The sequence below is a fragment of the Isoptericola halotolerans genome, assembly GCF_003003075.1.
GTDB lineage: Bacteria > Actinomycetota > Actinomycetes > Actinomycetales > Cellulomonadaceae > Isoptericola > Isoptericola halotolerans_A.
In genome coordinates this window covers 148,738-173,107 of sequence record NZ_PVTX01000001.1, presented here as the reverse complement: position 1 = coordinate 173,107, position 24,370 = coordinate 148,738, and the positions used below count along the sequence as shown (strand labels likewise).

General features: G+C 74.0%; 26 protein-coding genes. 15 read left to right on the top strand and 11 right to left on the bottom strand.

Annotation, left to right across the window (positions count from 1 at the left end; translation table 11 throughout):
- Positions 1-34: 34 nt before the first annotated feature.
- Together BCL65_RS00855 and BCL65_RS00850 are read right to left on the bottom strand one after the other, a co-directional pair.
- Positions 35-1,540, bottom strand: a complete 1,506-nt coding sequence (locus tag BCL65_RS00855) for an amidohydrolase (protein ID WP_374956666.1) — start codon at positions 1,538-1,540, stop codon at positions 35-37.
- Positions 1,541-1,559: 19 nt separating this feature from the next.
- Positions 1,560-2,039: a heme-degrading domain-containing protein gene (locus BCL65_RS00850; protein ID WP_106265122.1), complete on the bottom strand. Its 480-nt coding sequence runs from the start codon at positions 2,037-2,039 to the stop codon at positions 1,560-1,562.
- Positions 2,040-2,244: 205 nt separating this feature from the next.
- On the opposite strand from BCL65_RS00850, the gene BCL65_RS00845 reads away from it, so the two are divergent.
- The 7 genes from BCL65_RS00845 to BCL65_RS00815 all read left to right on the top strand — a co-directional run bounded on the left by BCL65_RS00845 (position 2,245) and on the right by BCL65_RS00815 (position 8,177).
- Positions 2,245-3,051: an amino acid ABC transporter substrate-binding protein gene (locus BCL65_RS00845; RefSeq protein WP_106264309.1), complete on the top strand. Its 807-nt coding sequence runs from the start codon at positions 2,245-2,247 to the stop codon at positions 3,049-3,051.
- A gap of 111 nt (positions 3,052-3,162) precedes the next feature.
- Positions 3,163-3,816, top strand: coding sequence for an amino acid ABC transporter permease (locus tag BCL65_RS00840; protein ID WP_106264307.1), 654 nt, complete (start codon positions 3,163-3,165; stop codon positions 3,814-3,816).
- Entirely contained in the window at positions 3,809-4,570 is a 762-nt protein-coding gene (locus BCL65_RS00835; RefSeq protein WP_106264306.1) for an amino acid ABC transporter ATP-binding protein, read from the top strand. Before BCL65_RS00840 ends, BCL65_RS00835 begins: the two co-directional genes overlap by 8 nt.
- A gap of 101 nt (positions 4,571-4,671) precedes the next feature.
- On the top strand, positions 4,672-5,145 hold the full coding sequence (locus BCL65_RS00830; protein ID WP_106264304.1) for a MarR family winged helix-turn-helix transcriptional regulator: 474 nt from the start codon (positions 4,672-4,674) through the stop codon (positions 5,143-5,145).
- A 45-nt stretch (positions 5,146-5,190) separates the two neighbouring features.
- Complete coding sequence (locus tag BCL65_RS00825) at positions 5,191-6,147, top strand: NmrA/HSCARG family protein (RefSeq protein ID WP_106264302.1); 957 nt, start codon at positions 5,191-5,193, stop codon at positions 6,145-6,147.
- Between the two features lie 108 nt (positions 6,148-6,255).
- Positions 6,256-7,251, top strand: coding sequence for an FAD-dependent oxidoreductase (locus tag BCL65_RS00820; RefSeq protein WP_243401092.1), 996 nt, complete (start codon positions 6,256-6,258; stop codon positions 7,249-7,251).
- The gene (locus BCL65_RS00815; protein WP_106264300.1) at positions 7,248-8,177 is read left to right on the top strand and encodes a hypothetical protein; all 930 of its coding nucleotides are present in this window, start codon (positions 7,248-7,250) and stop codon (positions 8,175-8,177) included. The genes BCL65_RS00820 and BCL65_RS00815 overlap by 4 nt, the downstream gene beginning before the upstream one ends.
- Positions 8,178-8,291: 114 nt before the next feature.
- Here the strand turns inward: BCL65_RS00815 and BCL65_RS00810 are convergent, their stop codons facing one another.
- Positions 8,292-8,717: a hypothetical protein gene (locus BCL65_RS00810; protein ID WP_106264298.1), complete on the bottom strand. Its 426-nt coding sequence runs from the start codon at positions 8,715-8,717 to the stop codon at positions 8,292-8,294.
- A 114-nt stretch (positions 8,718-8,831) separates the two neighbouring features.
- On the opposite strand from BCL65_RS00810, the gene BCL65_RS00805 reads away from it, so the two are divergent.
- Positions 8,832-9,512 (top strand): hypothetical protein, encoded by a 681-nt coding sequence (locus BCL65_RS00805; protein ID WP_125206554.1) that lies wholly within the window; start codon positions 8,832-8,834, stop codon positions 9,510-9,512.
- Positions 9,513-9,539: 27 nt separating this feature from the next.
- Here the strand turns inward: BCL65_RS00805 and BCL65_RS00800 are convergent, their stop codons facing one another.
- Positions 9,540-10,298 carry a MerR family transcriptional regulator gene (locus BCL65_RS00800; protein ID WP_106264294.1) on the bottom strand — a complete coding sequence of 253 codons (759 nt, stop codon included), beginning with the start codon at positions 10,296-10,298 and terminating at the stop codon, positions 9,540-9,542.
- Positions 10,299-10,376: 78 nt separating this feature from the next.
- Between BCL65_RS00800 and BCL65_RS00795 the strand changes: the two genes are divergently transcribed.
- Positions 10,377-10,970 carry a PepSY domain-containing protein gene (locus BCL65_RS00795; RefSeq protein ID WP_106264292.1) on the top strand — a complete coding sequence of 198 codons (594 nt, stop codon included), beginning with the start codon at positions 10,377-10,379 and terminating at the stop codon, positions 10,968-10,970.
- A gap of 48 nt (positions 10,971-11,018) precedes the next feature.
- On the opposite strand, the gene BCL65_RS00790 is transcribed toward BCL65_RS00795, so the two are convergent.
- From BCL65_RS00790 to BCL65_RS00780, 3 genes are all read right to left on the bottom strand, one after another.
- Complete coding sequence (locus tag BCL65_RS00790) at positions 11,019-12,122, bottom strand: AI-2E family transporter (RefSeq protein ID WP_106264290.1); 1,104 nt, start codon at positions 12,120-12,122, stop codon at positions 11,019-11,021.
- A gap of 56 nt (positions 12,123-12,178) precedes the next feature.
- A complete protein-coding gene (locus BCL65_RS00785) occupies positions 12,179-12,652 on the bottom strand; it encodes a DUF402 domain-containing protein (RefSeq protein WP_125206555.1) in 474 nt (157 codons plus the stop codon).
- Between the two features lie 160 nt (positions 12,653-12,812).
- Entirely contained in the window at positions 12,813-13,697 is an 885-nt protein-coding gene (locus BCL65_RS00780; protein ID WP_106264286.1) for an oxygenase MpaB family protein, read from the bottom strand.
- 76 nt (positions 13,698-13,773) lie between these two features.
- Between BCL65_RS00780 and BCL65_RS00775 the strand changes: the two genes are divergently transcribed.
- Positions 13,774-14,436 (top strand): PepSY domain-containing protein, encoded by a 663-nt coding sequence (locus tag BCL65_RS00775; RefSeq protein ID WP_106264284.1) that lies wholly within the window; start codon positions 13,774-13,776, stop codon positions 14,434-14,436.
- A gap of 3 nt (positions 14,437-14,439) precedes the next feature.
- Here BCL65_RS00775 and BCL65_RS00770 read toward each other — a convergent pair whose 3' ends face one another.
- A complete protein-coding gene (locus BCL65_RS00770) occupies positions 14,440-15,348 on the bottom strand; it encodes a ribokinase (RefSeq protein ID WP_106264282.1) in 909 nt (302 codons plus the stop codon).
- A 161-nt stretch (positions 15,349-15,509) separates the two neighbouring features.
- Between BCL65_RS00770 and BCL65_RS00765 the strand changes: the two genes are divergently transcribed.
- A complete protein-coding gene (locus BCL65_RS00765) occupies positions 15,510-17,264 on the top strand; it encodes a carbohydrate-binding module family 20 domain-containing protein (RefSeq protein WP_106264280.1) in 1,755 nt (584 codons plus the stop codon).
- Positions 17,265-17,325: 61 nt separating this feature from the next.
- On the opposite strand, the gene BCL65_RS00760 is transcribed toward BCL65_RS00765, so the two are convergent.
- Together BCL65_RS00760 and BCL65_RS00755 are read right to left on the bottom strand one after the other, a co-directional pair.
- Positions 17,326-18,204 (bottom strand): alpha/beta fold hydrolase, encoded by an 879-nt coding sequence (locus tag BCL65_RS00760; RefSeq protein ID WP_106264279.1) that lies wholly within the window; start codon positions 18,202-18,204, stop codon positions 17,326-17,328.
- 35 nt (positions 18,205-18,239) lie between these two features.
- Positions 18,240-18,728, bottom strand: coding sequence for a hypothetical protein (locus BCL65_RS00755; RefSeq protein WP_106264277.1), 489 nt, complete (start codon positions 18,726-18,728; stop codon positions 18,240-18,242).
- A gap of 179 nt (positions 18,729-18,907) precedes the next feature.
- On the opposite strand from BCL65_RS00755, the gene BCL65_RS00750 reads away from it, so the two are divergent.
- The 4 genes from BCL65_RS00750 to BCL65_RS00735 all read left to right on the top strand — a co-directional run bounded on the left by BCL65_RS00750 (position 18,908) and on the right by BCL65_RS00735 (position 23,168).
- Complete coding sequence (locus BCL65_RS00750; RefSeq protein ID WP_125206556.1) at positions 18,908-19,621, top strand: hypothetical protein; 714 nt, start codon at positions 18,908-18,910, stop codon at positions 19,619-19,621.
- 84 nt (positions 19,622-19,705) lie between these two features.
- Entirely contained in the window at positions 19,706-20,068 is a 363-nt protein-coding gene (locus BCL65_RS00745; RefSeq protein ID WP_106264273.1) for a hypothetical protein, read from the top strand.
- The gene (locus tag BCL65_RS00740; RefSeq protein ID WP_106264271.1) at positions 20,068-22,194 is read left to right on the top strand and encodes a hypothetical protein; all 2,127 of its coding nucleotides are present in this window, start codon (positions 20,068-20,070) and stop codon (positions 22,192-22,194) included. The genes BCL65_RS00745 and BCL65_RS00740 overlap by 1 nt, the downstream gene beginning before the upstream one ends.
- Entirely contained in the window at positions 22,191-23,168 is a 978-nt protein-coding gene (locus BCL65_RS00735; RefSeq protein ID WP_106264269.1) for a hypothetical protein, read from the top strand. The genes BCL65_RS00740 and BCL65_RS00735 overlap by 4 nt, the downstream gene beginning before the upstream one ends.
- Here the strand turns inward: BCL65_RS00735 and BCL65_RS00730 are convergent.
- Positions 23,113-24,195, bottom strand: a complete 1,083-nt coding sequence (locus tag BCL65_RS00730; RefSeq protein WP_106264267.1) for a DNA polymerase IV — start codon at positions 24,193-24,195, stop codon at positions 23,113-23,115. The genes BCL65_RS00735 and BCL65_RS00730 overlap by 56 nt on opposite strands.
- Positions 24,196-24,370 lie beyond the last annotated feature (175 nt).

Here is a 24,370-nt window from a genome sequence, read left to right as displayed (position 1 = left end):
GGCCGGTGCGCGGCGGCGTCGCGGGGTCGGCCCGTCAGAACGTCCGGTGCGTCCACTCCCCCGCCACGAGCGTGCCGGCGACCGGCATCTCGCGCAGGCCGTCCGGGTCGACGGAGAGCGGGTCGACGTCGAGCACCGCCAGGTCGGCCGGCCCTCCGGCGTCGAGGTCCAGCGACCGGCCGTCCACCGAGGCCTCGAGGGCCGTGCGCAGGTCGAGGCTCTGCTCCGGGTGCCAGGGCTCGCGGCCGTCCCGCGAGCGGGTGACGGCCGCGGCGACCGCGGCCCACGGGTCGAGGGGGGCGACGGGGGCGTCCGACCCGAGGGTGAGCCGCACCCCGGCGCGGCGCAGGTCGGCGAGCGGGAACGCCCGCGCCGTGCGGTCGGGCCACAGCTCCTCGGCGATGTCGCGGTCGTCCATCGCGTGCTCGGGCTGCACGCTCGCCGTGACGCCCAGCGCCGCGAACCGGGCGACGTCGTCGGGCCGCAGGAGCTGCGCGTGCTCGATCGAGCCGCGCGCCGCCGACGCCGCGAACGCGTCCAGCGCCAGGGAGTTGGCGCGGTCGCCGATCGCGTGGATCGCGCAGCGCAGCCCGCCGTCGCGGGCGCGGGACATCAGCGGCACGAGCTGGTCGGTCGCGATGTTGAGGATCCCGTGGGCCCCGTCGCCCGCCAGCCCCGCGTACTCGTCGAAGCAGAACGCGGTGAGGGTGTTGAGCGAGCCGTCGCTGATGACCTTCAGCGGACCCTGGGTGACGAGCCCGGCGCCGTCCGTCAGCGGGTCGCCGTCGGTCAGGCCGGCCGCCAGGACCGCGTCGAGGTACTGCTCCCACACCGCGGCACGCACCCGCAGACCGCCCCAGCCGCGTGCCAGCCGGCGGCGCCAGACCGCGAGGTTGTCCGCCACCTCGAAGTCGACCACGCCCACGACGCCCCGCTCGGCGGCCGCGCGGGCGGCGTCGGCCACCAGCTCGTCGGCGACGTCGTCGTCCACCGCGACGATGCGCGGGCTGGCGGGCATCCACTCCTCCTCGCGCAGCAGCCCCGTCGGGTGGTAGGCGATCCCGAGGTAGCGCAGCCCGGCCGAGGAGGCCCACGCGCTGTGCAGGTCACCGGAGAGCAGGATGACCGGCACGTCGCCGACGGCCTCGTCCAGGTGGGCGGCCGTGGGCTCGGTGTCCCAGCCGGCCCAGCGGAACCCGTAGCCGACGAGCGGCTGGCCCTGCGGCACCGGCGTCGTCGCGCCGTGCACCCGCGCGCGGACCAGGGCCGCGGCGTGCGCGGGGCTGGTGGCCTCCGAGACGTCCAGGCGGTGCCGTACCAGCGCCCACTGCGTGAGGTGGGTGTGGGCGTCCCACAGGCCCGGGATCAGCACACGCCCGTCGAGGTCCACGGTCTCGGGCGGCGGGCCCGAGGGCAGCCCGGCGGCCGAGCGCTCGCCGGCCGGGACGACGGCGACGACCCGGCCACCGTCGAGAGCGACGTCCACGAGTCCGTCGAACCGGCCCGCGCGGCGCGCGTTCGCGAGGAGGAGTGCGGTCACGGGCACACCGTACGGTGCGTCAGGCCGTCGGCGGGGCGAAGGAGCGCAGGGCCTCCACCGCGAGCGCGTGGTCGTCGCCCTGGGCCAGCCCGGACACGGTCGCCACCCCGACGATCCCGACACCCTCGACCCGGACCGGGAACGCCCCGCCGTGCGCCGCGTACTCCTGCAGCGGCAGCTGGTGCGTCTCGTTGAAGTCCCGGCCCTGGGCGCGGGCGCGCAGACCGACGAGGTACGACGACGCCCCGAACCGGTACACGACACGCACCTTGCGCTCCACCCACGAGTCGTTGTCCGCCGTCGTGCCCTCTCGCGCCGCGTGGAACACCTGCTGGGTGCCCTTGCGCACGTCGATCGTGACCGGCAGGTCCCGCTCGGTGGCCAGCTCGACGAGCAGGCAGCCAAGCCGCCACGCGTCGTCGTGCGTGAAGCGGGACAGGACGAGCTGGCGCTCGGCGGACTCGACCTCGGCGATCAGGGCGGTGACGTCGGTGCTCATCGGGCCAGCCTGCCACGCCGGGCCCGACCGGGTGCACACGGCCGTGTCCTCGCTCACAGCGGGAATGCGTGCTGCGTGCCACCCTGTTGACGCCTTGCGAGCATCGCAGGCGTCGATCCGACCGATCGACGGATTCGATGCGACGATCCGGACCCCCGCGCCGCGGTACATCCCGCCGACGGCCACCAGCACACAGGAGACCTCCATGCGACGCCACCGCGCCATCCTCGCCACCGCCACGGCCACCGTGACCGCCCTGGCGCTCGCGGCGTGCGGCGGTTCCGGCGACGGATCCGACGGCGCGGACGCCGGTTCGGACCTGAACCTCACCGACGACGGCACGCTGACCGTCGCCACGGAGGGCACGTACCGGCCGTTCACGTTCCACGACGACTCGGGCGAGCTCGTCGGCTACGACGTCGAGGTGGCCGAAGCGGTCGCCGAGAAGCTCGGGCTCGAGATCGAGTTCGCGGAGACCCAGTGGGACGCCATCTTCGCCGCACTCGACGCCGGCCGCGTCGACACCATCGCGAACCAGGTCTCGATGACCCCGGAGCGGGTCGAGAAGTACGAGTTCTCCCAGCCGTACACGATCTCCCGCGGCGTCGTCGTGGTCCCCGAGGGCGACACGTCGATCTCGAGCTTCGAGGACCTGGACGGCAAGACCACCGCGCAGTCGCTCACGAGCAACTGGCGCACCCTCGCCGAGGAGTCCGGCGCGCAGATCGAGGCCGTCGAGGGCTGGGCACAGTCCGTCGCCCTCATCGAGCAGGGCCGGGTGGACGCCACCATCAACGACTCCCTGACGGTGCTCGACTACCTCAACGAGCACCCCGACGCGCCGATCGAGATCGCCGCGGAGACCGAGGAGACCTCGGAGTCCGGGTTCGTCGTCACCCCGGAGCGCGCCGCGCTGGCCGAGGCGATCGACGGCGCCCTGGACGAGCTGCGGTCGGACGGCACCCTCGCCGAGCTGTCGGACAAGTACTTCGGCGAGGACGTCTCCGAGTAAGTCGTCCCCGACCGTTGCGCAGGAGCGCCGGTACCCCACGGGTACCGGCGCTCCCGCACGTCTCCCGCGCGCCGTCGTCGTCCACGGGCGCGCCGATGGTGAGGTGAGCACATGGACGTCCAGCTCTTGCAAGACTCGTGGTGGCCGATGTGGCGCGACGCGATCCTCGGGACGATCCCCCTGGCCCTGATCTCGTTCGCGCTCGGGCTGGTCCTCGCGCTGGGCGTCGCGCTGCTGCGGCTGTCCTCCCGACGCCTCCTGTCCGGCATCGGGCGGGTCTACGTCTCGATCATCCGCGGCACCCCGCTGCTGGTGCAGCTCTTCGTGATCTTCTACGGGCTGCCGACCATCGGCGTGACGATCGACCCGTGGCCGAGCGCCGTCGTCGCCTTCTCGCTCAACGTGGGCGGGTACGCGGCCGAGGTCATCCGCGCCGCCATCCTCTCCGTGCCGACGGGGCAGTGGGAGGCCGGCTACGTCGTGGGGATGTCGCACGCCAGGACGCTGCGGCGCATCATCCTGCCGCAGGCCGCCCGCGTCAGCGTGCCGCCCCTGTCCAACACGTTCATCTCGCTGGTGAAGGACTCCTCGCTCGCCTCGCTCATCCTCGTGACCGAGCTGTTCCGCAAGGCGCAGGAGATCGCGGCGTCCACGACCGAGTTCCTGCTGATCTACGCCGAGGCAGCGGTCATCTACTGGATCATCTGCACCGTGCTGTCGTTCGGGCAGGACCGCATCGAGAAGAAGCTGGAGCAGTATGTCTGAGCCCCTGATGTCCGCCCGCGGCATCCACAAGTCGTTCGGGGACAACCACGTGCTGCGCGGCGTCGATCTGGACGTGCGGCCGGGTCAGGTGGTCGCACTCATCGGCCCCAGCGGGTCCGGCAAGACGACCATGCTGCGCTCGCTCAACGGCCTCGAGATGCCCGACGCCGGCACCCTGGCGTTCGACGGCGGCCCCGAGATCGACTTCTCGCGGCCCGTGCCGGCGGCTCAGCGGTTCGCGGCCCGCGACCGGTCGGCCATGGTGTTCCAGCACCACAACCTGTTCCCGCACAAGACGGTGCTGCAGAACGTCACCGAGGGCCCCGTCCAGGTGCGCAAGGTCCCCCGGGCCGAGGCCGAGGCGCGGGCGACCGACCTGCTCGCCCGGGTCGGGCTCGCCGAGAAGCGCGACGCGTACCCGCGCGAACTCTCCGGCGGGCAGCAGCAGCGGGTCGGCATCGTGCGGGCGCTCGCCCTGCAGCCCGACCTCCTGCTCTTCGACGAGCCGACGTCCGCCCTGGACCCCGAGCTCGTCGGCGAGGTGCTGCACGTCATGAAGAGCCTCGCCGACGAGGGCTGGACGATGGTGGTGGTCACCCACGAGCTCCAGTTCGCCCGCGAGGTCGCCGACGAGGTCCTGTTCCTCGACGGCGGCGTGGTGGCCGAGCGCGGTGCGCCCGCGCAGCTCTTCACCCACCCCCGCGAGGAGCGGACGAAGCAGTTCCTGCACCGGATCCTGCGGCCGCTCGACTGAGGCGGATCGACCGCGCCTGACCATCGGGGCACTCTCATCAGTTGATTGACATGTGAATCACTTGCCCATATGATTCACATGTCAACTACCGAGGAGACGCGATGGGTGCAGCAGGACGTAGGAACCTCCCGACGAGCGAGGAGCTCGCGGCCTGGCGTGCGCACGTCGAGACCTTCGACGTCGTCCGCGCCCGCATCGAGTCCCGGCTGCAGCAGGACTCGAAGCTCTCGAGCGGGGACTACAAGGTGCTGCTCGCCCTGAGCGAGGCGGACGGGCGAACGGTGCGGTCCTCCGATCTCGCCGCGCACATCGAGTGGGAACGCAGCCGCCTGTCAGGTCACCTCGGGCGGATGGAGAAGCGCGGACTGGTACGCCGCGAACCCTGTGAGGACGACGCCCGCGGGTCACACGTCCTCCTCACCGACGAAGGCGCCCGCGCCTTCCACGCCAGCACCATCCCCCACCTCCAGGCGATCAAGGAGGTCTTCATCGACGCATTCACTCCCCAGCAGCTCACCGACCTGAACGAGGCCGCCGTCGCCATCCGTCGACACCTCGACCTCGACGCCCCCTGACCCCCGATCTTCCGAAGTTCCGAACTCATCGACAGGAGAAGCATCATGACCAGCAAGCCGATCATCGTCGTCGCAGGTGCCACCGGGTCTCAGGGCGGAGGGATGGTCACCGCGCTCCTGGAGGACCCGCAGCAGCGCTTCGCCGTCCGCGCCATCACCCGCGACCCGCAGTCTCCGGCCGCACAGGCTCTCGCTGCCCGGGGCGTGGAGGTCGTCCAGGCCGACTTCACCGACCCGACCACTCTCAAGACAGCGTTCGCGGGCGCCGACGGGGCCTTCCTCGTCACCAACTTCTGGGCGCACCTCTCCGCCGCCCAGGAGACGCAGGAGATCGCCAACCTCGCCGAGGCGGCAGCCTCCGCGAAGCTCTCCCACGTGGTGTGGTCCACGCTCGAGGACACCCGCGACCTGCTCCCCGTCAGCGACCCGCGCATGCCCGTCCTGCAGGACAGCTACAACGTGCCCCACTTCGACGCCAAGGGCGAGGGCAACCGTCTCTTCACCGAGGCCGGGGTGCCCACGACGTTCCTGAACACCACGTACTACTTCCAAGGATTCGTCGGTGCGTTCGCGCCACGTCGCGCGGAGGACGGCGTGGTCACGCTCACGCTGCCCTTCGAGCCCGGGAAGCGCCTCGCCGGCGTCGACGTCGACGACATCGGCCGCACCGCGTTCGCCCTCCTCGCCGCCGGAGACACGTACGTCGGGCGGACGGTCAGCCTGGCCGGCGACCACCTGACGGGCGCCGACTACGCGGAGATCATCGGCGAGGTCATCGGGGAGACCGTCCGGTTCGAGGCTGTCCCCTACGACACGTTCCGCGCTCTTCCCATCCCCGCCGCGGAGGAGATCGCGAACATGTTCCAGTACTACGGCGACTTCGACGACCAGTTCACGGGTGCCCGCGATCTCGACGAGCTTCGCCTGCTCAACCCCGCGCTGCGCGACTTCCGCACGTGGGCAACCGCGCATGCCGAGGCGCTGAAGGCCGCGATCAGCTGATCGGCCGGGGTCCCGTCGACCGCCTGCCGACGCGGCCGTATCCGCGCGGCAGGCGGTCCCGGCCGGGGTGTCCCGCGGACCGTCCTCCTGGAACACTGGGCAGGTCTCGTGACCGGGCCGACGTGGCTCTCGTTCCACGAGGAGGACCGACCGCTGCACGGTGCGGTGGCATCAGGGGGGGACATGGTGGACGTGACCGTCGTCGGCGCCGGGGTCATGGGCCTGAGCTGCGCCGTCCGGCTCCTGGAGGCCGGTCACCGGGTCGCGGTCCGCGCCCGCGAGCTGCCCCAGGACACGACCTCCGCGGTCGCGGCCGCCCTCTGGTACCCGTACCTCGCGCTGCCCCAGGACCGCGTCACCGCGTGGGCGGCCCGGTCGTTCGACGTCTTCGCGGGGATCGCCGACGACGACCCGGCGGCAGGCGTGCGGATGCGCCCCGGCACCGAGGTGTTCACCGGGACACCGACTGACCCGTGGTGGCGCGACGCCGTGCCGCGGCTCGACCGCACGGCCGACGTGCCGCCGTCGTACGCCGCGGGCTGGACGTTCACGGCGCCGCTGGTCGACATGCCCGTCTACCTGGCCTGGCTCGCTGGACGCGTCGAGACGCTCGGCGGGACGATCGTGCGAGCGTCGCTGGACGCGCTGCCCGGACCGGGTGGGGACGACGGCGCGACGGTCGTCCACTGCACCGGCCTCGGCGCGCGGGGCCTCGTCGGGGACGGGACGCTGCACCCGGTGCGTGGGCAGACGGTCGTGCTGGAGCAGTGGGGGCTGGACCGCTGGTGGCTGGACGCCGTCGGCCCCACCTACGTGGTGCCGCGCGGGCGCGAGGTCGTCGTGGGCGGTACCGACGGCGTCGGCGCCTGGGACCGCACGCCGTCCGCCGACACCGCCGCGGACATCCTCGAGCGCGCGGCCCGGCTGGTCCCCGAGGTACGGAGCGCGCGGGTGCTGCGGCACGCCGTCGGGCTGCGCCCGGCCCGGCCGACGGTCCGGGTCGAGCGGGACGGGCACGTCGTGCACTGCTACGGGCACGGCGGCGCCGGCGTCACGCTGAGCTGGGGTTGCGCCGACGAAGTCGCCCGGCTGGTGGCCGCATGACCCGGCTCGTGCTGCTCCATGGCCGCGACACCGGCGGCCGCGACCCGGAGGCCCTCGAGGCGGTCTGGCTCGAGACGCTCCACCGCGGTCTCGCGACGGCCGGGTCGTCGCTGCGCGTGGCGGACGGCGACGCGACGTTCGTGTACTACGGCGACACCCTCGCGGGGCTCGTCGACGGGCCGACCGGGCCGCCCGTCACCACCCACGGGCTCGGCCGGCAGGAAGACGGTGAGCTGCGGTTCGTGCTGGACGTGGCCCGGGAGGTGCTCGCTGCCGCGGGCGCGCCGCCCGAGGCGGGTGCCGCCGTCGGGCCCGACGACGGGGCTGACGTCCGCGCCGAGGGCGCGGTCACCGACGCGCTCGCCGAGGCCCTGGCGCGGGTGCTGGCGGCGATCGACCGGTTCGTGCCCGGCCTGAGCGGCGCCGCCGTGCTGCTGTTCGCGCGGGACGTCCACCGGTACCTGGTCGATCCCCGGGTGCGGGCGGCGATCGACGACGGCGTGGCCGACGCTCTCGTCGGTGACGAGCCGGCCGTCGTGGTCGCGCACTCGTTCGGGTCCGTGGTCGCGTACGAGGTGCTGCGCTCGGCGGCCGCGGCCGGTGCGCAGGTGCCGCTGCTGCTGACCCTGGGCTCGCCGCTCGCGATCCGGGCGGTGCGGGACGCGCTGCGCACGGCCGGTCCCCTCACCTGGCCCGAGCCCGTGGACCGGTGGGTCGCGGTCCGGGACCCCGCGGACCTCCTCGCGCTGCACGACCTGGACGCGGTCAGGTTCCCGCTCGCGGGGGCTCGGGAGGTCGAGATCCTGCTGGTGGACAACGCGGCACCGGGCCACCACGCGGCGGCCGCCGTGGTGGACGGGCGCGCGGTGGGCTACCTGGCCACCGCGGCGGTCGGTGGGCTGATCGACGCGACGATCGGTGCCTGAGCCTCGCACGACGCCCACCTCGACGCGTTCGACGACTGGGTCCGGGCACTCCGCTCGGCGCTCGACGCGACGTAGCGCGGCGTCGCGCGTCAGGGGGCGATGCGTGACCGAGAGCTACGCCGAGTCGTCCTGCCAGCCGGGCAGCAGCCGCTCCAGGGCGTCGACGAGGTCGATGGAGTCGCCGTCCTTGCCGCCTGCACCGAGCACCAGGGGCGGGCGGCTCGGCGCAGGACGGACACCGCGGACCCGGTCGAGCAGTCCCAGCGGCGCCGTCAGGACGTAGAAGCTGCCGTCCACGGCCACCGCGGCGGTCCGGTCCGTGCGCAGGTACCAGCCGTGCAGCGGCGTCCGCGCGGTGCCGCGCCCGCCGTACCCCTTGACCTGCAACGGCTCGGGCTCGAGGCCAGCGGCGCGGGCACGGCCGACGAAGTCGGCGAGCAGCTGCTCGGCGCGGGCGTGCTCGGCGTCCTGCCGGGCGGCGAGCCGCGCAGCGTGCTCCCGGGCGGCCTCGGTGCGCTGCCGGGCCCAGTTCTCGCTCACCGGGTCAGTCTCACACGGTCTCCACGACCGCCATCCGCTCGCAGCAGCAAGAACCTGCACGCACGCGACATGTTCGGGGCAAAGAACACCACGCCGACGGACGCGGGCAGGACCTTGGACACGCAGAGATCGTCGACCACCATCGCACTCGTGCTCGTCATGGGCCTCGTCACCGGCTGTGCAGCGACGTCCCCCGGCACCGCGATTCACGGCGCGGAACCGTACCCGAACGACAGCGCCGCGGACTGGGTCACCTACGCGGACCACGTGGTCGTGGCCACCGTGACCTCCGAGCGCGAGATGCCCCGAGGTGATCACGAGGAGGACACGGGCGAGGGCTCGGTCGGCCGCTCGCTCACGCTGCAGGCGGACGAGGTCGTCTGGTCGGCGGACGACCCAGCGCACGGGCCGCCCGAGGGCGAGTTCTCGATGCCAGGCATGGGGTGGACCCTGACCGACGGAGACAGGTCCCCGATGGTCGCCGAGGACACCCCCCGACTCGAGGTCGGCCACTCCTACGTCTTCGCCCTCTTCTGGATGCCCGAAGTCCCCGATGAGCCGGAACCCTATCCGGCACGCTGGAACGCTCTCGGACTCGATGCCGTCGTGCCGTTCGACGACGGGATCATCGGCAACGGCGAGGAGATGGGCGAGCTCGTCTCACCCGCGCAGGAACGCCGCGGGCCGACCCACGCCGACGATGCGACCCTTGAGCAGACTCTCGCGGGCGAAGGGCTCGATGCCCTGAAGTCTCTGCTCGCCACGACCCCGCCGGACGTCCGCGGCTCGTACTGACGCGGCAGCTACCCGCGACCGCGACGCCTACAGCTCCCGCTCCGCGTAGGCGACCAGCGCGTCGCGCACGAAGCTCGCGCCCTGGGTGCCGCCGTAGTTCGCGGCGAACCGCTCATCCGCCACGTACATCTCGGCCAGGCCGACGACGTACTCCTTCGGCGGGCGGCCGACGTCGGATCCCGGCGTGCCGGGGACCGACCCGAGCCACGCGACGTGGCGGGCGGCGAGCGCCTGCCCGTCGTCGGAGGTCGGGTCGACGCCCCGCTCGGCCGCGGCGGCCCACGCGCCGCTGAGGTCGTCGAGCCGGGCCTTCCAGGCGGCCTGTCCCTCCGCGCCGAGCCCGCGCCACCAGGCGTCGGACGTCGCGTAGGCGTCGGCGCCCCAGCGCTCGGTCACCTCGTCCTTGTACTGGGTGTGGTCGAATCCGTCGAGCATCTCCTCGGCCATGATCGGCCTTCCTTCCGTCAGTGCGGTCAACGTTCGTTCCACGGACGCCAGCTGCCGCTCGAGCCGCCCGCGCTCGCGGCGCAGCACGTTGAGGTGGCGGCGCAGGGCGTCGGCCTCGTCGGTCTGCTCGTCGAGCACCTGGGCGATCTGGTCGAGCGGCAGCCCGAGGTCGCGCAGGAGCAGGATGCGCTGCAGACGGCGGATCGCGCCGTCGTCGTAGTAGCGCAGCCCGCCGTGCCCGGTGCCCGACGGCGGCAGGAGGCCGATCTGGTCGTAGTGGCGCAGGGTGCGGCTCGAGACGCCGGCGAGCCGGGCGACGTCCTGGATCGAACTGGTCATGACTCGACGGTAGAGGTTGACGCTGCGTCAAGCGCAAGTGCTCGTGCGACGGCAACCGGACCGCCGCAAGATCGACGTATGACGATCCACAGCTTCCGCCGCACCGCGGCTCCCGGCCTCGCCCTGGCCCTCGTGCTCGGCCTCGCCGCCTGCAGCGGCGGCGACAGCAACCCCGCCACCCCCGGTGACGAGGAGTTCCTGGCCGGCAGCCCGTCGCAGACCACCGGCCCCACGAGCTCCCCGGACACCGACGCCAGCGAGGACCCGAGCGGGAGCCCGGGGGCGGCCGAGCCGAACGCCGCCGCGCTGCGCGCGATCGCCGTCGCGGAGGACGACGCCGGCGGCACGGCGTACGCGGTCGAGGGCGCCGGCGCGTCCGTCTGGGAGGTCGACGTGGCGGTCGACGACAGGACCGTGCAGGTCGAGGTGAACGCCGACGGCGACGTCCTGAGCACCGGCGACGGCGACCTGGACGTCGACGACCGGAGCGCGGTCGACGACGCGGCGTTCGCCCTCCCGGACGCGATCGACCGGGTCCTGGCGTTCTCCGGAGGCACGCTCGAGGAGGCGGAGCTCGACGACCCCCACTGGTCCGTGACGGTGGACGAGCAGGGCGACGACGTCGACTACCGCGTCCACCTCGAGACCGGCGAGCTGACCGGCGACGAGTGAGGCGCCGAGGTCTGAGGCGCCGAGGTCTGAGGCGCCGAGGGCCGCGGCTCAGGCGTCGTCGGCCGGTGGCGTGGTCGTCACCAGCTTCTCGCCCGGCGGCGCCGTCGCGTTCCACTCCTTGAGCGCCGCCCAGCCGACGGCGGCGATCGGCACCGCGAGCAGGGCGCCGACGAGTCCGGCGAGGATGGTGCCCGCCGTCAGCGCGAGGAGCACTGCGAGCGGGTGCAGCGACAGCACGTGGCCCATGACGACCGGGGCGAGCAGGTCGCCCTCGAGCTGGTTCACGGCGATCACGAGCCCGACCACGATCAGCGCCGCCAAGGGACCGTTCGTCACGAGCGTCACCAGGGCGGCCAGCGCCCCGGCGAGCACCGCCCCGATCAGCGGGATGAAAGCACCGAGGAACACGGTCGCGGCGAGCGGCAGGACGAGCGGGACGCCGATGATGAGCAGCCCGATGCCGATCGCGACGGCGTCGACCGTCGCGACGATGGCCGTGCCGCGGAGATACCCGCCGAGGACGTCGACCGAACGTTCGCCGACCCGCAGGGCACGCTCCCGCGTCGGCTCCTGCAGCGGCGTCAGCAGGAACGTGTAGATGCGGCGGCCGTCCTTGAGCAGGAAGAACAGGACCACCAGCCCGAGGAAGAGGCCGGCGACGGCCTCGACGGCGGCCGTCGCGCCGCGGAGCGCACCGGACTGCGCGGCGTCGCTCGTCAGCGCGTCGGTGGCCGTCTGGCGCAGCGACTCGAGCTGCTCCGGGCTGATGTTCAGCGGGCCGTCGGTGACGAACCGCTCGAGCTCGTCCAGGCCGCGCCCGGCCTCCCCCACGAGGGTGGACCACTCGTCGCCGAACTCCCGGCCGACCAGCCACAGCACGAGCCCGAGGAGGCTCAGGCCGCCGACGAGCGTCGCCCACGTCGCGAGCAGCGGGTGCCACCCGTGCCGCCGCAGGAAGCGGACCACCGGAGCGAGCGCCGCCGCGAGGATGAGCGCGATGAGCACGGGGATCACGAGCAACGACAGGCGCGTCAGGGCGAACACGACGCACGAGGCCAGGGCGAGCAGGAGGAGCACCTGGGCGGCACGGGTCGCGGGGCGGCCGAGCCGGTCGCTCCACAGGCCCGACGTGGTGCGGTGCGGACTGTTCATCGAGCCAGGCTCGCACCCGTCCGCCGCGCTCGCCCCCGGTTCGTGAGGTCGGGCGGTCAGGCGGACAGGACGCCCGCCGACGGTCGGGCCGCACGGGCGGCACGCCGCAGCCAGAGGTCGGGCGCGGTCCCGAACGGTTCGACGCGGTCGCCGACGTCGCGCGCGACGTCGTGCCACGCCTCCCAGGCCAACTCCACCCAGGGGCGGGGGTACGACGGCGCCCGGTGCAGGAGGTCCGCGGCGTCGAGCATGTGCACGGAGCCGTCGGCGTGCCGTTCGACGTCCACGTCGAGGTCGACGAACGAGCTGACGGGCGCGGCGGCCACGACGGTGGTGGCGACGTCGACGCGGACACCGCCGTCAGCGCCGAACCAGGCGACCCACGGGTCGGCGAGCGGGAGCAGGAGCACCCCGCCCTCGTCGGGCACCGAGAACCAGTCGCCCCACACGTCCGCACCGAGGACCTCGGCCGACCAGGTGCGGCGCACGCGGCCGCAGGGCTTGCGCTTCTCGATCCAGACGGTGCCCATGGCCATCCTCACGACGTCGTCGTCCCGGGCCCGGCGGCCCGGGGATCACCGATCATCGCGCCGCACCGTGGCATCGAGGCGTCGCCCGGATGGCGGTCCGGCGGCGCCGGGGTGAACAGCAGGTGGACGGTGCGCACCGGTGGCGTCCGGACGCCGGAGATCACACCGGTTCGCCGTGGCGGTCCCTGCTCTCGGCAGGGCCGAGACCCCAGCGGATGCCCCGGACGGCGAGCGCCCCGGCCGGGCCCCCGCAGGTGCGGGCGAACCAGGTGTCGACCTGCAGCTCGTCGCGCGCCCAGGCGGGCAGCAGGGACACGGCCCCCGCCGCGAGCAACCGGTAGGGCGGGCGGACCGCGCGGGGCAGCGGCGGCTCCCGCAGGAGGAAGTGCGCGGTGTCGAGCGCCGCGGGCGTCGCCTCGAGCTCGGGCCGGTAGCCCTCGAGGACCGCTGCGAGCTCTGCCACGGTCTGCGGCACGTCCTGGGCCCCCAGCGCCCGGGCCACGCGTCCCGACTGGGCCACGTACTCGTCGGCCTCGGCCGGCGTCAGCCGCCGCTCGCCGTAGCGCTGGTGGGCGGTCAGGAACGAGTCCGCCTCGGCGGCGTGCACCCACGAGAGCAGGTGCGGGTCGCTCGCGCGGTACGGGCGCCCGTCGGGCGCCTTGCCCCGCACCCGCTCGTGCACCGCGCGCACCCGGTCGACCATCTCCTGGGCGTCGTCGGCCGTCGCGAACGTCGTCGTGGCCAGGAACGTCGAGGTGCGGGCGAGCCGCCCCCACGGGTCGCCGCGGAACCCGGAGTGCCCCGCGACGCCCGCCATGGCCAGCGGGTGCAGGGACTGCAGGAGCAGCGCGCGCAGCCCGCCCACGAACGTCGCGGCGTCCGCGTGGACCCGCCGGACGGGGCTCCCGGCCGCGAACCAGCGAGGACCGGGCGTGAGGTGGATACGGTCGCGCGCGGCATGACCGTCAGGGCCGGCGACCTTCAGGAAGAGGGCATCGCCGACCCGGGCGCGCAGCTGCTCCAACGACTTCGTGGCGGACGCCATGCCTCCAGTATCACCGACATCCCCGACGAGCACGCCGCTCTCCCACTCACCCGCACCGGACCGTCAGGATGGACCCATGACGCACCGCACCGCCCGCACCGCCGGGCTCGCCGCCATCGCCCTGACGCTCGGCCTGACGCTCGCCGCCTGCTCGGACGACGCGCCCGACGACGCCTCCACCGACGGCAGCACCGCCCCCGCCGCACCCACGGACGACGCACCGGCCACCGACGCACCGGCCGACGAGAGCGACGACGCCGCCGAAGGCGACGGCGCCGCGGACGCGTCCGAAGGCTCCGGCTCCGGGGACGAAGCTGCGGCCGAGGGGATCGGCGACCGGACCACGACGGCGCTCGCGGCCCTGGCGACCGCGGAGTCCGAGGCCGGCGGGACCGCCTTCGCGATCGACGACGACGACGCGGCCACGTCCTGGGAGGTCGACGTGGCGGTGGACGGCGGCACGGTCGAGGTCACGGTGGACGGCGCCGGCACGGAGGTGCTCGCCACCGCGGAGGACGACCTGGACTCCGAGGACCGCGACGCCCTGGACGGCGCGACGGTGGGCCTGGCCGAGGCGATCCAGCGCGTCGTCGGGCAGTCGGGCGGCACCCTGGAGGACGCCGACCTCGACGCCGACGGCAGCCAGGCACGCTGGAGCGTCTCGATCCTGACCCGGGACGACGTCGAGGAGGACCACCTGGTGGACCTGGCCGACGGCAGCGTCACGCAGGGCGGCTGAGGGTCACACCGGCAGCTCGTCGTCGGCCGTCGGGAACGACGGCTGCGCCCCGTGGGTCGTGACGGAGAACGCTCCGACCCGCACGGCGGTGCGCACCGCGTCCGCGAGGCCGTCGCCCTGGGCGAGCCGCCAGGCCAGCGCCCCGACGAACGCGTCGCCGGCGCCCGTGGTGTCCACGACGTCGACCGTGGGCGCCGGCACGACGACCGGGCCGGCGTCGTCGTCCCCGTCGAGGGCGACCGCGCCCGCACCGCCGAGGGTGAGCACCACGGACCGTGGCCCGAGCTCGCGCAGGCGCTCGACGACGCCGAAGGGTTCGCCCTCGGGCACGGCCCGCCCCGCCTCGGTGAGCAGCCGCCAGGCCTCGCCGGCGTTGACGACGAGCGGGTCGGCGAGCGCCAGCACCTCACGGACCACGGGGACCACCGGCGCGAGGTTGAGCAGCACGCGCCCCGTGGCGGCGCGGGCTGCGGCCTCGGTCCCCGCGGTGGGGATCTCGCCCTGGACGACGACGACGGCGGCGCCCGCCACGAGCCGGGCGTGCCGCTGCACCGCGGCCGCGTCGACCGAGCCGTTCGCACCGGGGACGACGACGATGACGTTCTCGCCGTCGTCGTCCACCGAGACCAGGGCGACGCCGGTGGGTCCGGGGACCGTCGCGACGGCGGTGAGGTCCACCCCGGCGCGCCGCAGCCCGGGGAGCGCTGCGGCGGCGAAGGCGTCGGTGCCGACCGCGCCCACCAGCGCCACGTCGCCGCCGAGGCGTGCCGCGACCACCGCCTGGTTGGCGCCCTTGCCACCGGGCAGCACGGTCATGCTGTCGGCGAGCACCGTCTCGCCCGGCGCGGGGTGGGTGGGGACGCGGGCGACGAGGTCGGCGTTGACGGAGCCGACGACCACGATCGAGGTCATGCTCGGGGCCACCTTCCACTTGGGTTCGGCCAGGTTCCGTGCGCCATGATCCCGCATCGGTCCCGCGGCGCGCTCTGGCGTCCATCTGCACGTTTCTGTAAGGTTGCAGCAAACGCCCGCAACCGCGCACTGGCGCGCGGTCGACCGAGGGAGCCGCAACGATGCGCACCGCCCACCAGGACGTCCACCCCGGCAAGCGCCACGGCAGAGCACCGCTCGCCACGCTCGCCACCACCGTGGCCGCAGCACTCGCACTCGTGCTCGGCGTCGCGCCACCCGGCGCGCAGGCCCAGACCCCGCCGAACGACGGCAAGGACGTCATCCTCAACCTCTTCCAGTGGACGTGGGACGCCGTCGCCGCCGAGTGCACGTCCGAGATCGGCCCGGCCGGGTTCGGCTACGTGCAGGTCTCCCCGCCCGCCGAGCACGTCCCCGGCGACGCCTGGTGGACCTCCTACCAGCCGGTCAGCTACCAGATCGAGTCGAAGCTCGGCACCCGCGCCGAGTTCGCGGCGATGGTCTCGACCTGCCACGACGCCGGCGTCGAGGTCATCGCAGACGCCGTCGTCAACCACATGGCCGGCGCGGACTCCGCCGGGTACGGCGTCGCCGGGTCGCCCTACGCCGAGGACAGCTTCCCGATGTACTCGGGGTGGGACTTCAACGACTGCCGCTCCGACATCAGCAACTACCAGGACCGCTGGGAGGTCCAGCACTGCCGCCTCGTGGCGCTGCAGGACCTGCGCACCTCGTCCACGTACGTCCGGGAGACGATCGCGGCCTACCTCGACGACCTCGTCTCCCTCGGCGTGGCCGGCTTCCGCATCGACGCCGCCAAGCACGTCCCCGCGGCGGACCTCGAGGCCATCAAGGCCGCCATGGACCACTCCGACGTCTACTGGGTGCACGAGGTCATCGGCGCCGCCGGCGAACCCGTCCAGCCGTCCGAGTACCTCGGCAGCGGCGACTCCCACGAGTTCGACTACGCCCGCGAGCTCAAGCACGCCTTCGACGCGAACATCGCGAGCCTGCGGTACGTCGGAGACGGCAAGCTGCCGTCCGACCGCGCCGGCGTCTTCGTCTCCAACCACGACACCGAGCGCAACGGCGAGTCCATGAGCTACCAGTGGGGCGCGAAGTACACGCTCGCCAACGTCTTCCTGCTCTCGTGGCCGTACGGGTCGCCCACCGTCTACTCCGGGTACACGTTCTCCGACTACGACGCCGGCGCACCCGGCGCCACCTCCGACAGCGTGCCCGACGCCGAGTGCTCCTCCGGGGCGTGGACCTGCGAGCAGCGCTGGACGGAGGTCCAGGGCATGGTCGGCTTCCACAACACCGTCGGCTCGGCGGGCGTGACGCGGTGGTGGGACGACGGCGGCAACCACGTCGCGTACGGCCGCGGCTCGGCCGGGTACGTGACGATCAACAACAACTCCTGGGACGTGACCCGCACGTACGCCACCGACCTGCCGGCCGGGGAGTACTGCGACGTCGTCGCCGCCGCCGACTGCTCGGTGACCCGCACGGTGGCGGGCGACGGCACGTTCACCGCGACGGTGCCGGCCTACGGTGCGGTGGCGCTGCACGTCGGCGCGACGTCCGGCCCGGGCAGCGTCACCCCCCAGGGCGACGTCGACGTCGCGGTCGAGGCGACCACGACGTGGGGCCAGGACGTGCGCATCGTGGGCAGCCGGCCCGAGCTCGGCTCCTGGGACCCGGCCTCCGGCGTCGTGCTCTCCGCCGACGGCTACCCGGTGTGGACCGGCACGGTCGACCTGCCCGCCGGCGCCTCGTTCGAGTACAAGTACGTCAAGGTCGACGGCGGGGACGTCGTCTGGGAGTCCGGCGGCAACCGGACCGCGACCGTCGGCGCCGACGGGTCGCTCGCGCTCGACGACACCTGGCGGAGCTGAGCACGCCTGCTGATCGGGCCGGCCGGGCCGGCTGCTGATCGGGCCGGCCGGGCCGGCCCGATCAGCAGGCGAGGACCTCGCGCAGGCGCACCCAGAACGCCCCCGGGTCGTTGTCCGGGGACCACTCGTTCTTCGCGAACCCGCCGTGGTCGCCCGGGAAGACCACCGGCCGCGAGCCCAGCGCCGTGGCGAGCGCGGTGGCACCGCGGGAGGCGAGCGCGCCGGGCGGGGAGGCCGCACCGACGGCGGGCAGCACCCGCAGGCGGCCGTCGCGGACGAGGGCGCGCACCTCGTCGAGCGGCGGCTCCCACAGCGGCATCACGGTCAGCATCTTGCCCAGCATGAGGTCGTCGCGGCGGCCGTCGTCCCCCGGGGGCATCCCGTACTCGGCCGGGTCCGGGTCGGGCTGGTCGAGGAAGGCCTCGGTGAACGGCTCCGTGGCGAAGACCAGCCGGAGGAACTTGGCCATCGCCGGGCCGAACCCCGACTCCTCGTAGGTCCGGACGATGTCCGCCTGGGCCTGCACGGCGACGTCCCGGTCCTCGAGCAACGAGGTCAGCGGCGGCTCGTGGGCCACGAGGCAGCGCACGTCCTCGGGGTACGCGGCCGCCCAGGCGAGACCGGTGACACCGCCCCCGGACGACCCGAGGGCGTCGAGCGGGCCGACGCCGACCGCCTGCACCACGGCGTGCAGGTCGGCCGCGTGGTCCTCGACGCGCGTGCCGCCGTCCGGCTCGAGGACGGATCGGGCGGTGCCCCGCGGGTCGTACGTCAGGACCGTCCGGTCGCCGATCTCGGCGACGAGCTGGGAGAAGCCGTCCGCCTCCATCGGGTTGCCGAGGACGAACAGCGGCGGGCACCCGCCGTCACGCTCCGGGGTGTGGATGTCGAAGGTCAGGACGGCGCCTGGCACGTCCAGGGTGCGGGTCTCGGTGGTCATGGCCGGTAGACGGGTGGGCGGCCACGAACTCATCGCTACTCGTCGTCGGGCGAGCCTTCCCAGTCCTCGTCGTCGTCGATGGTGAAGGAGCCGCCGAAGTGCACCGCGTCGGGGTCCACGCCCAGGCCTTCGGCGATCTGCCGGCGCATGTTCTCGGCCATCGTCACGCCCTTGGACGTGTCGCGCATCGAACGGTAGGTGTCGGCGTCGACGCCGAACGTGCTCTGCGTCCAGGCGTCGAACGCCTCCTCGTAGGCGGCGCTGGGGGCCTCCAGGACGTACTCGGCGATCTCCGCCAGCGGGAAGTGCCGGGTGCGCTGGGGGGTGTCGCCGTCCGCGGCGAGGGTGACCGCGAGGACGCCGTCGGCCACCTCGTGCCGCACCAGCTCCGGAGGCCGGAAGTACTCGTGCCGGACCCCGCCGTCACGCTTGAGGTGGACCACCAGGAGCTCGTCGCTGACCGGCTCGGCGGTCGGGGTCTGCGGGTAGGTGCGCGGCTCTGGCCGCATGGTGGTGTCGCTCATCAGTGTCGAGGATGCGCCTTCCTGGGCTCGTTGTCACGGTCGTTCTCCCGTGGCGCAACGCATCACGGGTGACCACCCTTCCCAGGTTTCCACAGGCTCCGGTCCCCGCACGACGGCGGTGCGCGGCTGGGCGGCAGGGTGTCGGTCGTCCGTCGCTCGACCGACCCGTGGAGGATCCCGTGCCCGCACCCGCCGTCCCGTCCGACCAGCCCGCCGACCCCGCCGCGCCCGGTGCCGTGCGCGGTGCCCCGCCCGGTGCCGGCCCGTCCGGGCGGCCGGAGCTGCCCCGTCGGCGGTTCACGTCACCCGAGCTCGTCGACCTGACCACCGCCTGGCAGCTCGAGGAGCAGACGGCGCAGTCCCCCACCACCACCCACTTCTGGTGCGACGACCGGCACGGCTGGATGCTCCGGGCGGGCCTCGAGCGGACGCTCGAACCGGTGCTGCTGCCCGACTCCCTGGGTGCGTCGTCGTTCTACCGGTTCGTGGACCTGGACGCCGCGGTGGCTGCTGACCTGCTGGAACGCCTCCCGGCCGACTACCTCGCCACCGAACGGCAGAACGACGGTCCGACCATCGGGACGGTGCTGCGCGCGGTGGTGGCGCACCCGGACCGGCTGCGCGCGCACGGGTACGTCGTCGGGCCCGGCCGGTGCGACGAGCGCCTCACCGTCGAGGGTGTGCTGGTGTGCTGCGACCACGAGTTCGCGGTGGGCGAGCACCACTGGCCCGGGTGCCAGTGCGACGAGCTCTACCGATTCGTGGTGGGGCTGGGTGTGGACGACGCCGCCGTCCCGCCGCACGAGGTCACGCCGTGGTGGGGATGGGGGCTGCGCGAGGACGACGGCCCGGGTGCCGGACCCGACCACTGGTACCGCCTGTGGTGGGACTGACGGGCGGCCCGGCAGCGCTAGTTGTCCACAGGGCTGTGGACGGCGTGCGGACGAGTCGCCCCCGCGTCGCTACGGTCCCGTGACATGGCGCACATCGACATCGACACGGCGGAGCTCGCCGCGGCCGGCGGACGTGCCGGTGACACCGCGGCTCTGCTCGCCGGGCTCACCACGGAACGCGTGACGGCGCACGGCGCGGCCGAGGCCGCCGGTGAGCCGGTGCTCGCGGCCGCGATCGAGGATCTCCTCGCCGCGTGGGCCCCGGTGCACCGCAGCCTGGTGTCAGCGCTCGAAGGGCTCGCGGAGGGCCTGCGCCAGGCCGCCGCGGTCTACGAGTCCGCCGACGCCGGCACGGCGGACGTTCTCGCCCGGATGGTGCTGTCCTCGGCCCGCGGCGAGCCGGCGCGAGGGCCCGCCGCGGGCCCGCTCGCGGATCGGGAGGTGTGATGCGCGACGTCGAGCTCACCGCGCTGACCGGGTCGCCGGCGCGGTTGGAGGACCTGGCCGGCACCCTCGCCCGGGCAGGTTCGGCACTGTCCGACACCTGTACCGGGATGGGGCGCGTCGCCGGAGCGCTGGCCGGTCAGCGCTCCGGCGCGGTGGACGAGGCGCGATCCGCGATCACCGCCGTGCGGTCGGAGGCCGAGCTGGCCCGCGACGTGCTGTCCGCCGCCGCCTCGGCGCTCCGGGCCCATGCCGGCGACCTGGCGGACCACCAGGAGGCCGCGCTCCGGGCCATCCTCCGCCGCGACGTGGCCCACCGTGAGCTGGTGGCCGCCGAGCTCGACGAGGCCGCCGCCTGGCGCACCGGCGCGGACCCGACACACCCCCAGCAGGCGGACGCGGTCCGCATGGCCTGGGACGCCAGGCAGCGGGCGTCCCAGGCCAGGAGCGAGATCACCGCCGCCGAGCACGCGTGGCGTGTCGCCCGGGACGGCAAGGAAGCCGACTCCCACCGGGCCGCGGTGGCGCTCGTGGGCCTCGCCCGGGTCGAGGTCGTGCGGCTCGCTGCCGCCGCAGGAGCCGACCTCGCCACGTTCGGCGCGTCGTGGCCGCAGGGCACCGCGCTCGCGGGATTGCTGTCCACGGTGTCGACGACCACCGGCCGGGACGCCCGGGCCGCAGCCCGCCAGGACCTGGTGGACGCCCTGGTCGCGGCCGGCGACGACCCGGGGCTGTGGGCGGCGTTCTGGCGGACGGCGACGCCCGGCGAGCTCTACCTCGCCCTCGGCGGGACCGTGGACGACGACGAGCTGGCGTCGGCCCTGCGGACCGGTACCGCCGCGTGGGCCGCGAGCGCCACCGAGCCGGAGCTCCACGCCTTCGGACGCGCCGTCGTCGACGACCTCGACGAGAGCGTGCTCGGGCTCGACGAGCGGTCGCGGCTCGCGGCGCTCCTGCTGGCCCCCGCGATGCCGCCCGCCACGTTCATCGGCGCGGCGGACGCGTGGTCCGACCGGCGCGGACGGCTGGGCGCCACGGACGTCGAGATCGCGGACGCGGCACCGCTGAGCGAGGCGATCGCTGACGGTCTGTCGGGCCGTCCTGAGGCGGCTCTGGAGTACTTCGCCCGGGGCGGCGAGGACGAGCTCGCCCGGCGGGTGGACGCCTGGTTCGGTCAGTCGCCGCTCGACGGGTGGCACGACGGCGGCACCGCGATCACGGGGCTCTTCGCGGCGGCCGTCGCGGGTGGGACCCGCGACGCCTCCACGGTCGGGCACCAGCGGCAGGCCGCCCTCCTGGCGTCGCACGTGACGACGGCGTTGGTCACCGGGCGTGGCCTGCTCACCGTGCCGACGACGGTGTCCGACGAGGCGAGCCGCCATCTCGCACAGGCATACGAGCCCTACTTCGTGTCGTTCGACGACAACGTGCGCACCGACGCAGGCCCGTCGGACCCCGGGGTCCTCGGCCGGGTGCCGCTGGCCGACACGACGACGGCGGCCACGACGTGGTCCGACACGCTCCAACCACGCCTGGACCCGGTCGCGCTGTGCACGGTGATCGGGGTGACCTCGCGGAGCGACACCACCGCCGGCTACTGGCTGGGCTCGACGGACCCGTACCTCGACCAGATGGCCGTCGAGGCGACGCGGCAGGGGGTCGGTGACGGCGACCCCGACGCCGTCGCGGCCTCCGCGGTCAAAGACGTGTCGGTCGTCGCCGGAGCCACCACGTCCGACGTCATCACCGTCGCCCGGCGCCGGGAGGCCAGGGATCTGGCGACGATCGGTGCCTTCTCCACGGCGGCGAGCGTCGGGACGATCGGCGCCCGTCCCGCGGTGTCGGCAGCCGCCGCCGGCGGCGGGGTGCTCCTGCCGTCGCTGCTCACCGACCACGTCGGTCCGGCGCGCGAGGAGGTCCTGGCCGCGGAGCACGAGCTGCGCGAGCGGACGGTCGGGAGGCTCCGGGACTCGATGGCCGACGAGCTCGTCGAGCAGGGCGCCTCCGCCCAGGAGATCGCCGACGCGACGGTACGTATCGATCCCGACTCCACGACCATGCGCGACACGTTCGCCGGCCACTTCGGCACCACGTCGCTGGCCGGACGACGACTAGGAGAATCCCCGTGAAGACCGTGACGAAGCTCTGGGCAGCGGCGTGGAGCCCGAGGAACGCCGTCTGGGCCGTACCGGCGACCGCCGTTCTCGTCGTGCTGGCACTCATCGCCACCCTGCAGGTGGGACCGGTCGTCAGCGCGGCCTGGCAGCGGCACCGGGAGGCGAAGCTGCTCGTGTGGGACCCGGGGCCCTGGGCCCTCACGGTGGAGGACTTCCCGGAGGGTACGACGAGGGAGGTGCCGGTCGAGCGCGCATGGGTCGGGTCGTGGAGCCTCGAGCCGAGGGACGAGGAACGGCTGCCCGACGACGTCGTGCCGCTGCCGCCACGCATGCCGGCGCTCCGGCTTCTCACGTCCGTCGGTTTCCAGTCCGCGGTGCGGTCCGGCATGGCACACGGCGAGCTCAGGACGTCCGGGGTCGCTGCGGGACGGGCACAGGTCTTCACCAGCGTGGTGACAGCTGGCCGGACACCCCGGGGCGTGGAGACGGTCACCGACATCTACCGGTCCAGGCTCCTGGCCGAGTCCGGCCCCCGGGGCCCTTTTCTGCCTGAGCCGCACGAGGTCGACCGGCTCCGCGCCGTCGGGGACGACCCGGGCGCCGTCGAGGACGGGCTGACGCTTCCGTGGGACGGGTACGGCGACCGCGACCCCGCCGCCGGCGTCCACGGCTATGCCGGGTTCACCGCCGTCGAGCCCGGCCCCGGCGGTGCGGACGCGCGGCGCATCACGGCCGCGATGACCGTCGTCGACGGCGCACTCGTCCTGGTCGGCACCTCCGTCCCGGTCGAGGCGGAGGCCCCACCCGGGCTGGAGATCCCCGCGCTGCTCGACCGGATGGCCGCCAAGCTGCGCGCCGACCCCCCGCAGTCCGAGGGTCCGCACTCCGTGGCGCTGCCCGAGCCACGGCATCGTGATGACCCGCGACCGCTCAGATCCGTCCGCGCACGGGGGTGCGCTCGGCGGAGCCACCGTCGCCGGGCATGACCATCTCGGCGCGCACACCCAGCAGGCGGACCTCTCTGCCTGGCTCCATGCCCGCCGCGAGCGCCAGGATCGCCCCGGCGATCTCCTCGCGGGATCGGGTGGGGCCGGGGAGCTTCGTGGAGCGGGTCTGGGTGAAGAACGGCGCGTAGCGGACCTTGAGGCTGACCCGGAGGACCGGTCGGCCCTCCGCCTCGGTGTCGGTGTGCACCTGCGTGACGAGCTCCTGCAGTGCCGCCGCCACCTCCTCGGCGGTGGTGAGGTTGTGCTGGTAGGTCGTCTCCCGGCTGTGCCCGCGCGCCACCCACGGGGTGTCGTCGACGACCGCGGAGCCCCGACCGTGCCCCAGGTCCCCGTACCAGGGACCCATACGGGGCCCGAACTCGCCGACGAGCAGGCCGGGGTCGGTCGCGGCGAGCTCGGCGACCGTCGTGATGCCGTGGGTGGCGAGACGCCGGGACACCTTGGACCCGACGCCCCAGAGGTCGATGCAGGGCCGCTCCCCCATCACGTCGAACCACGTGTCGGCGGTGAGCCGGAAGACGCCGGCAGGCTTGCCGAACCCGGTGGCGGTCTTGGCGCGGATCTTGTTGTCCCCGATGCCGACGGAGCAGTGCAGCCGGGTCGCGGCGAGCACCGCCTCCTGCGCGCGGCGGGCAGCGGTCACCGGGTCGTCGCCGTCGTAGCCCAGGAACGCCTCGTCCCACCCGAGCACCTCGGCCGGCATGCCGAGGCCACGGAGCGTGTCCATGACCTGCGTCGAGACCTCCGTGTAGGCCTCGTGGTCCACGGGCAGGAGGACGGCGTCCGGGACCTTGCGCGCCGCGATCCGCAGCGGCATGCCGGAGCGGACGCCGTGCTCGCGCGCCTCGTAGGAGGCGGTCGAGACCACCGCGCGCTCGGTCGGGTCGCCGCGTCCACCCACGATCACCGGCCGGCCGGCGAGCTCCGGGCGGCGCAGGACCTCGACCGCCGCCAGGAACTGGTCGAGGTCGACGTGGAGCACCCAGGGGTAGGCGCGCGGTGCCATGGTGACCGCCGGGCTCAGCCGGCCCGCGCGGCGGGCCGTCCGTCCTCGAGCATGGTTCGACGCTACGTCTGACCGCCGCCGTTCGCCGCACCGTGTCCGTCTCCGTCACTTCTGTGCCGTGCAGGTCAGAAGTTGAGCGCCTAGTGTGCAAAGCACCGCAGTCCATCCAAGGAGA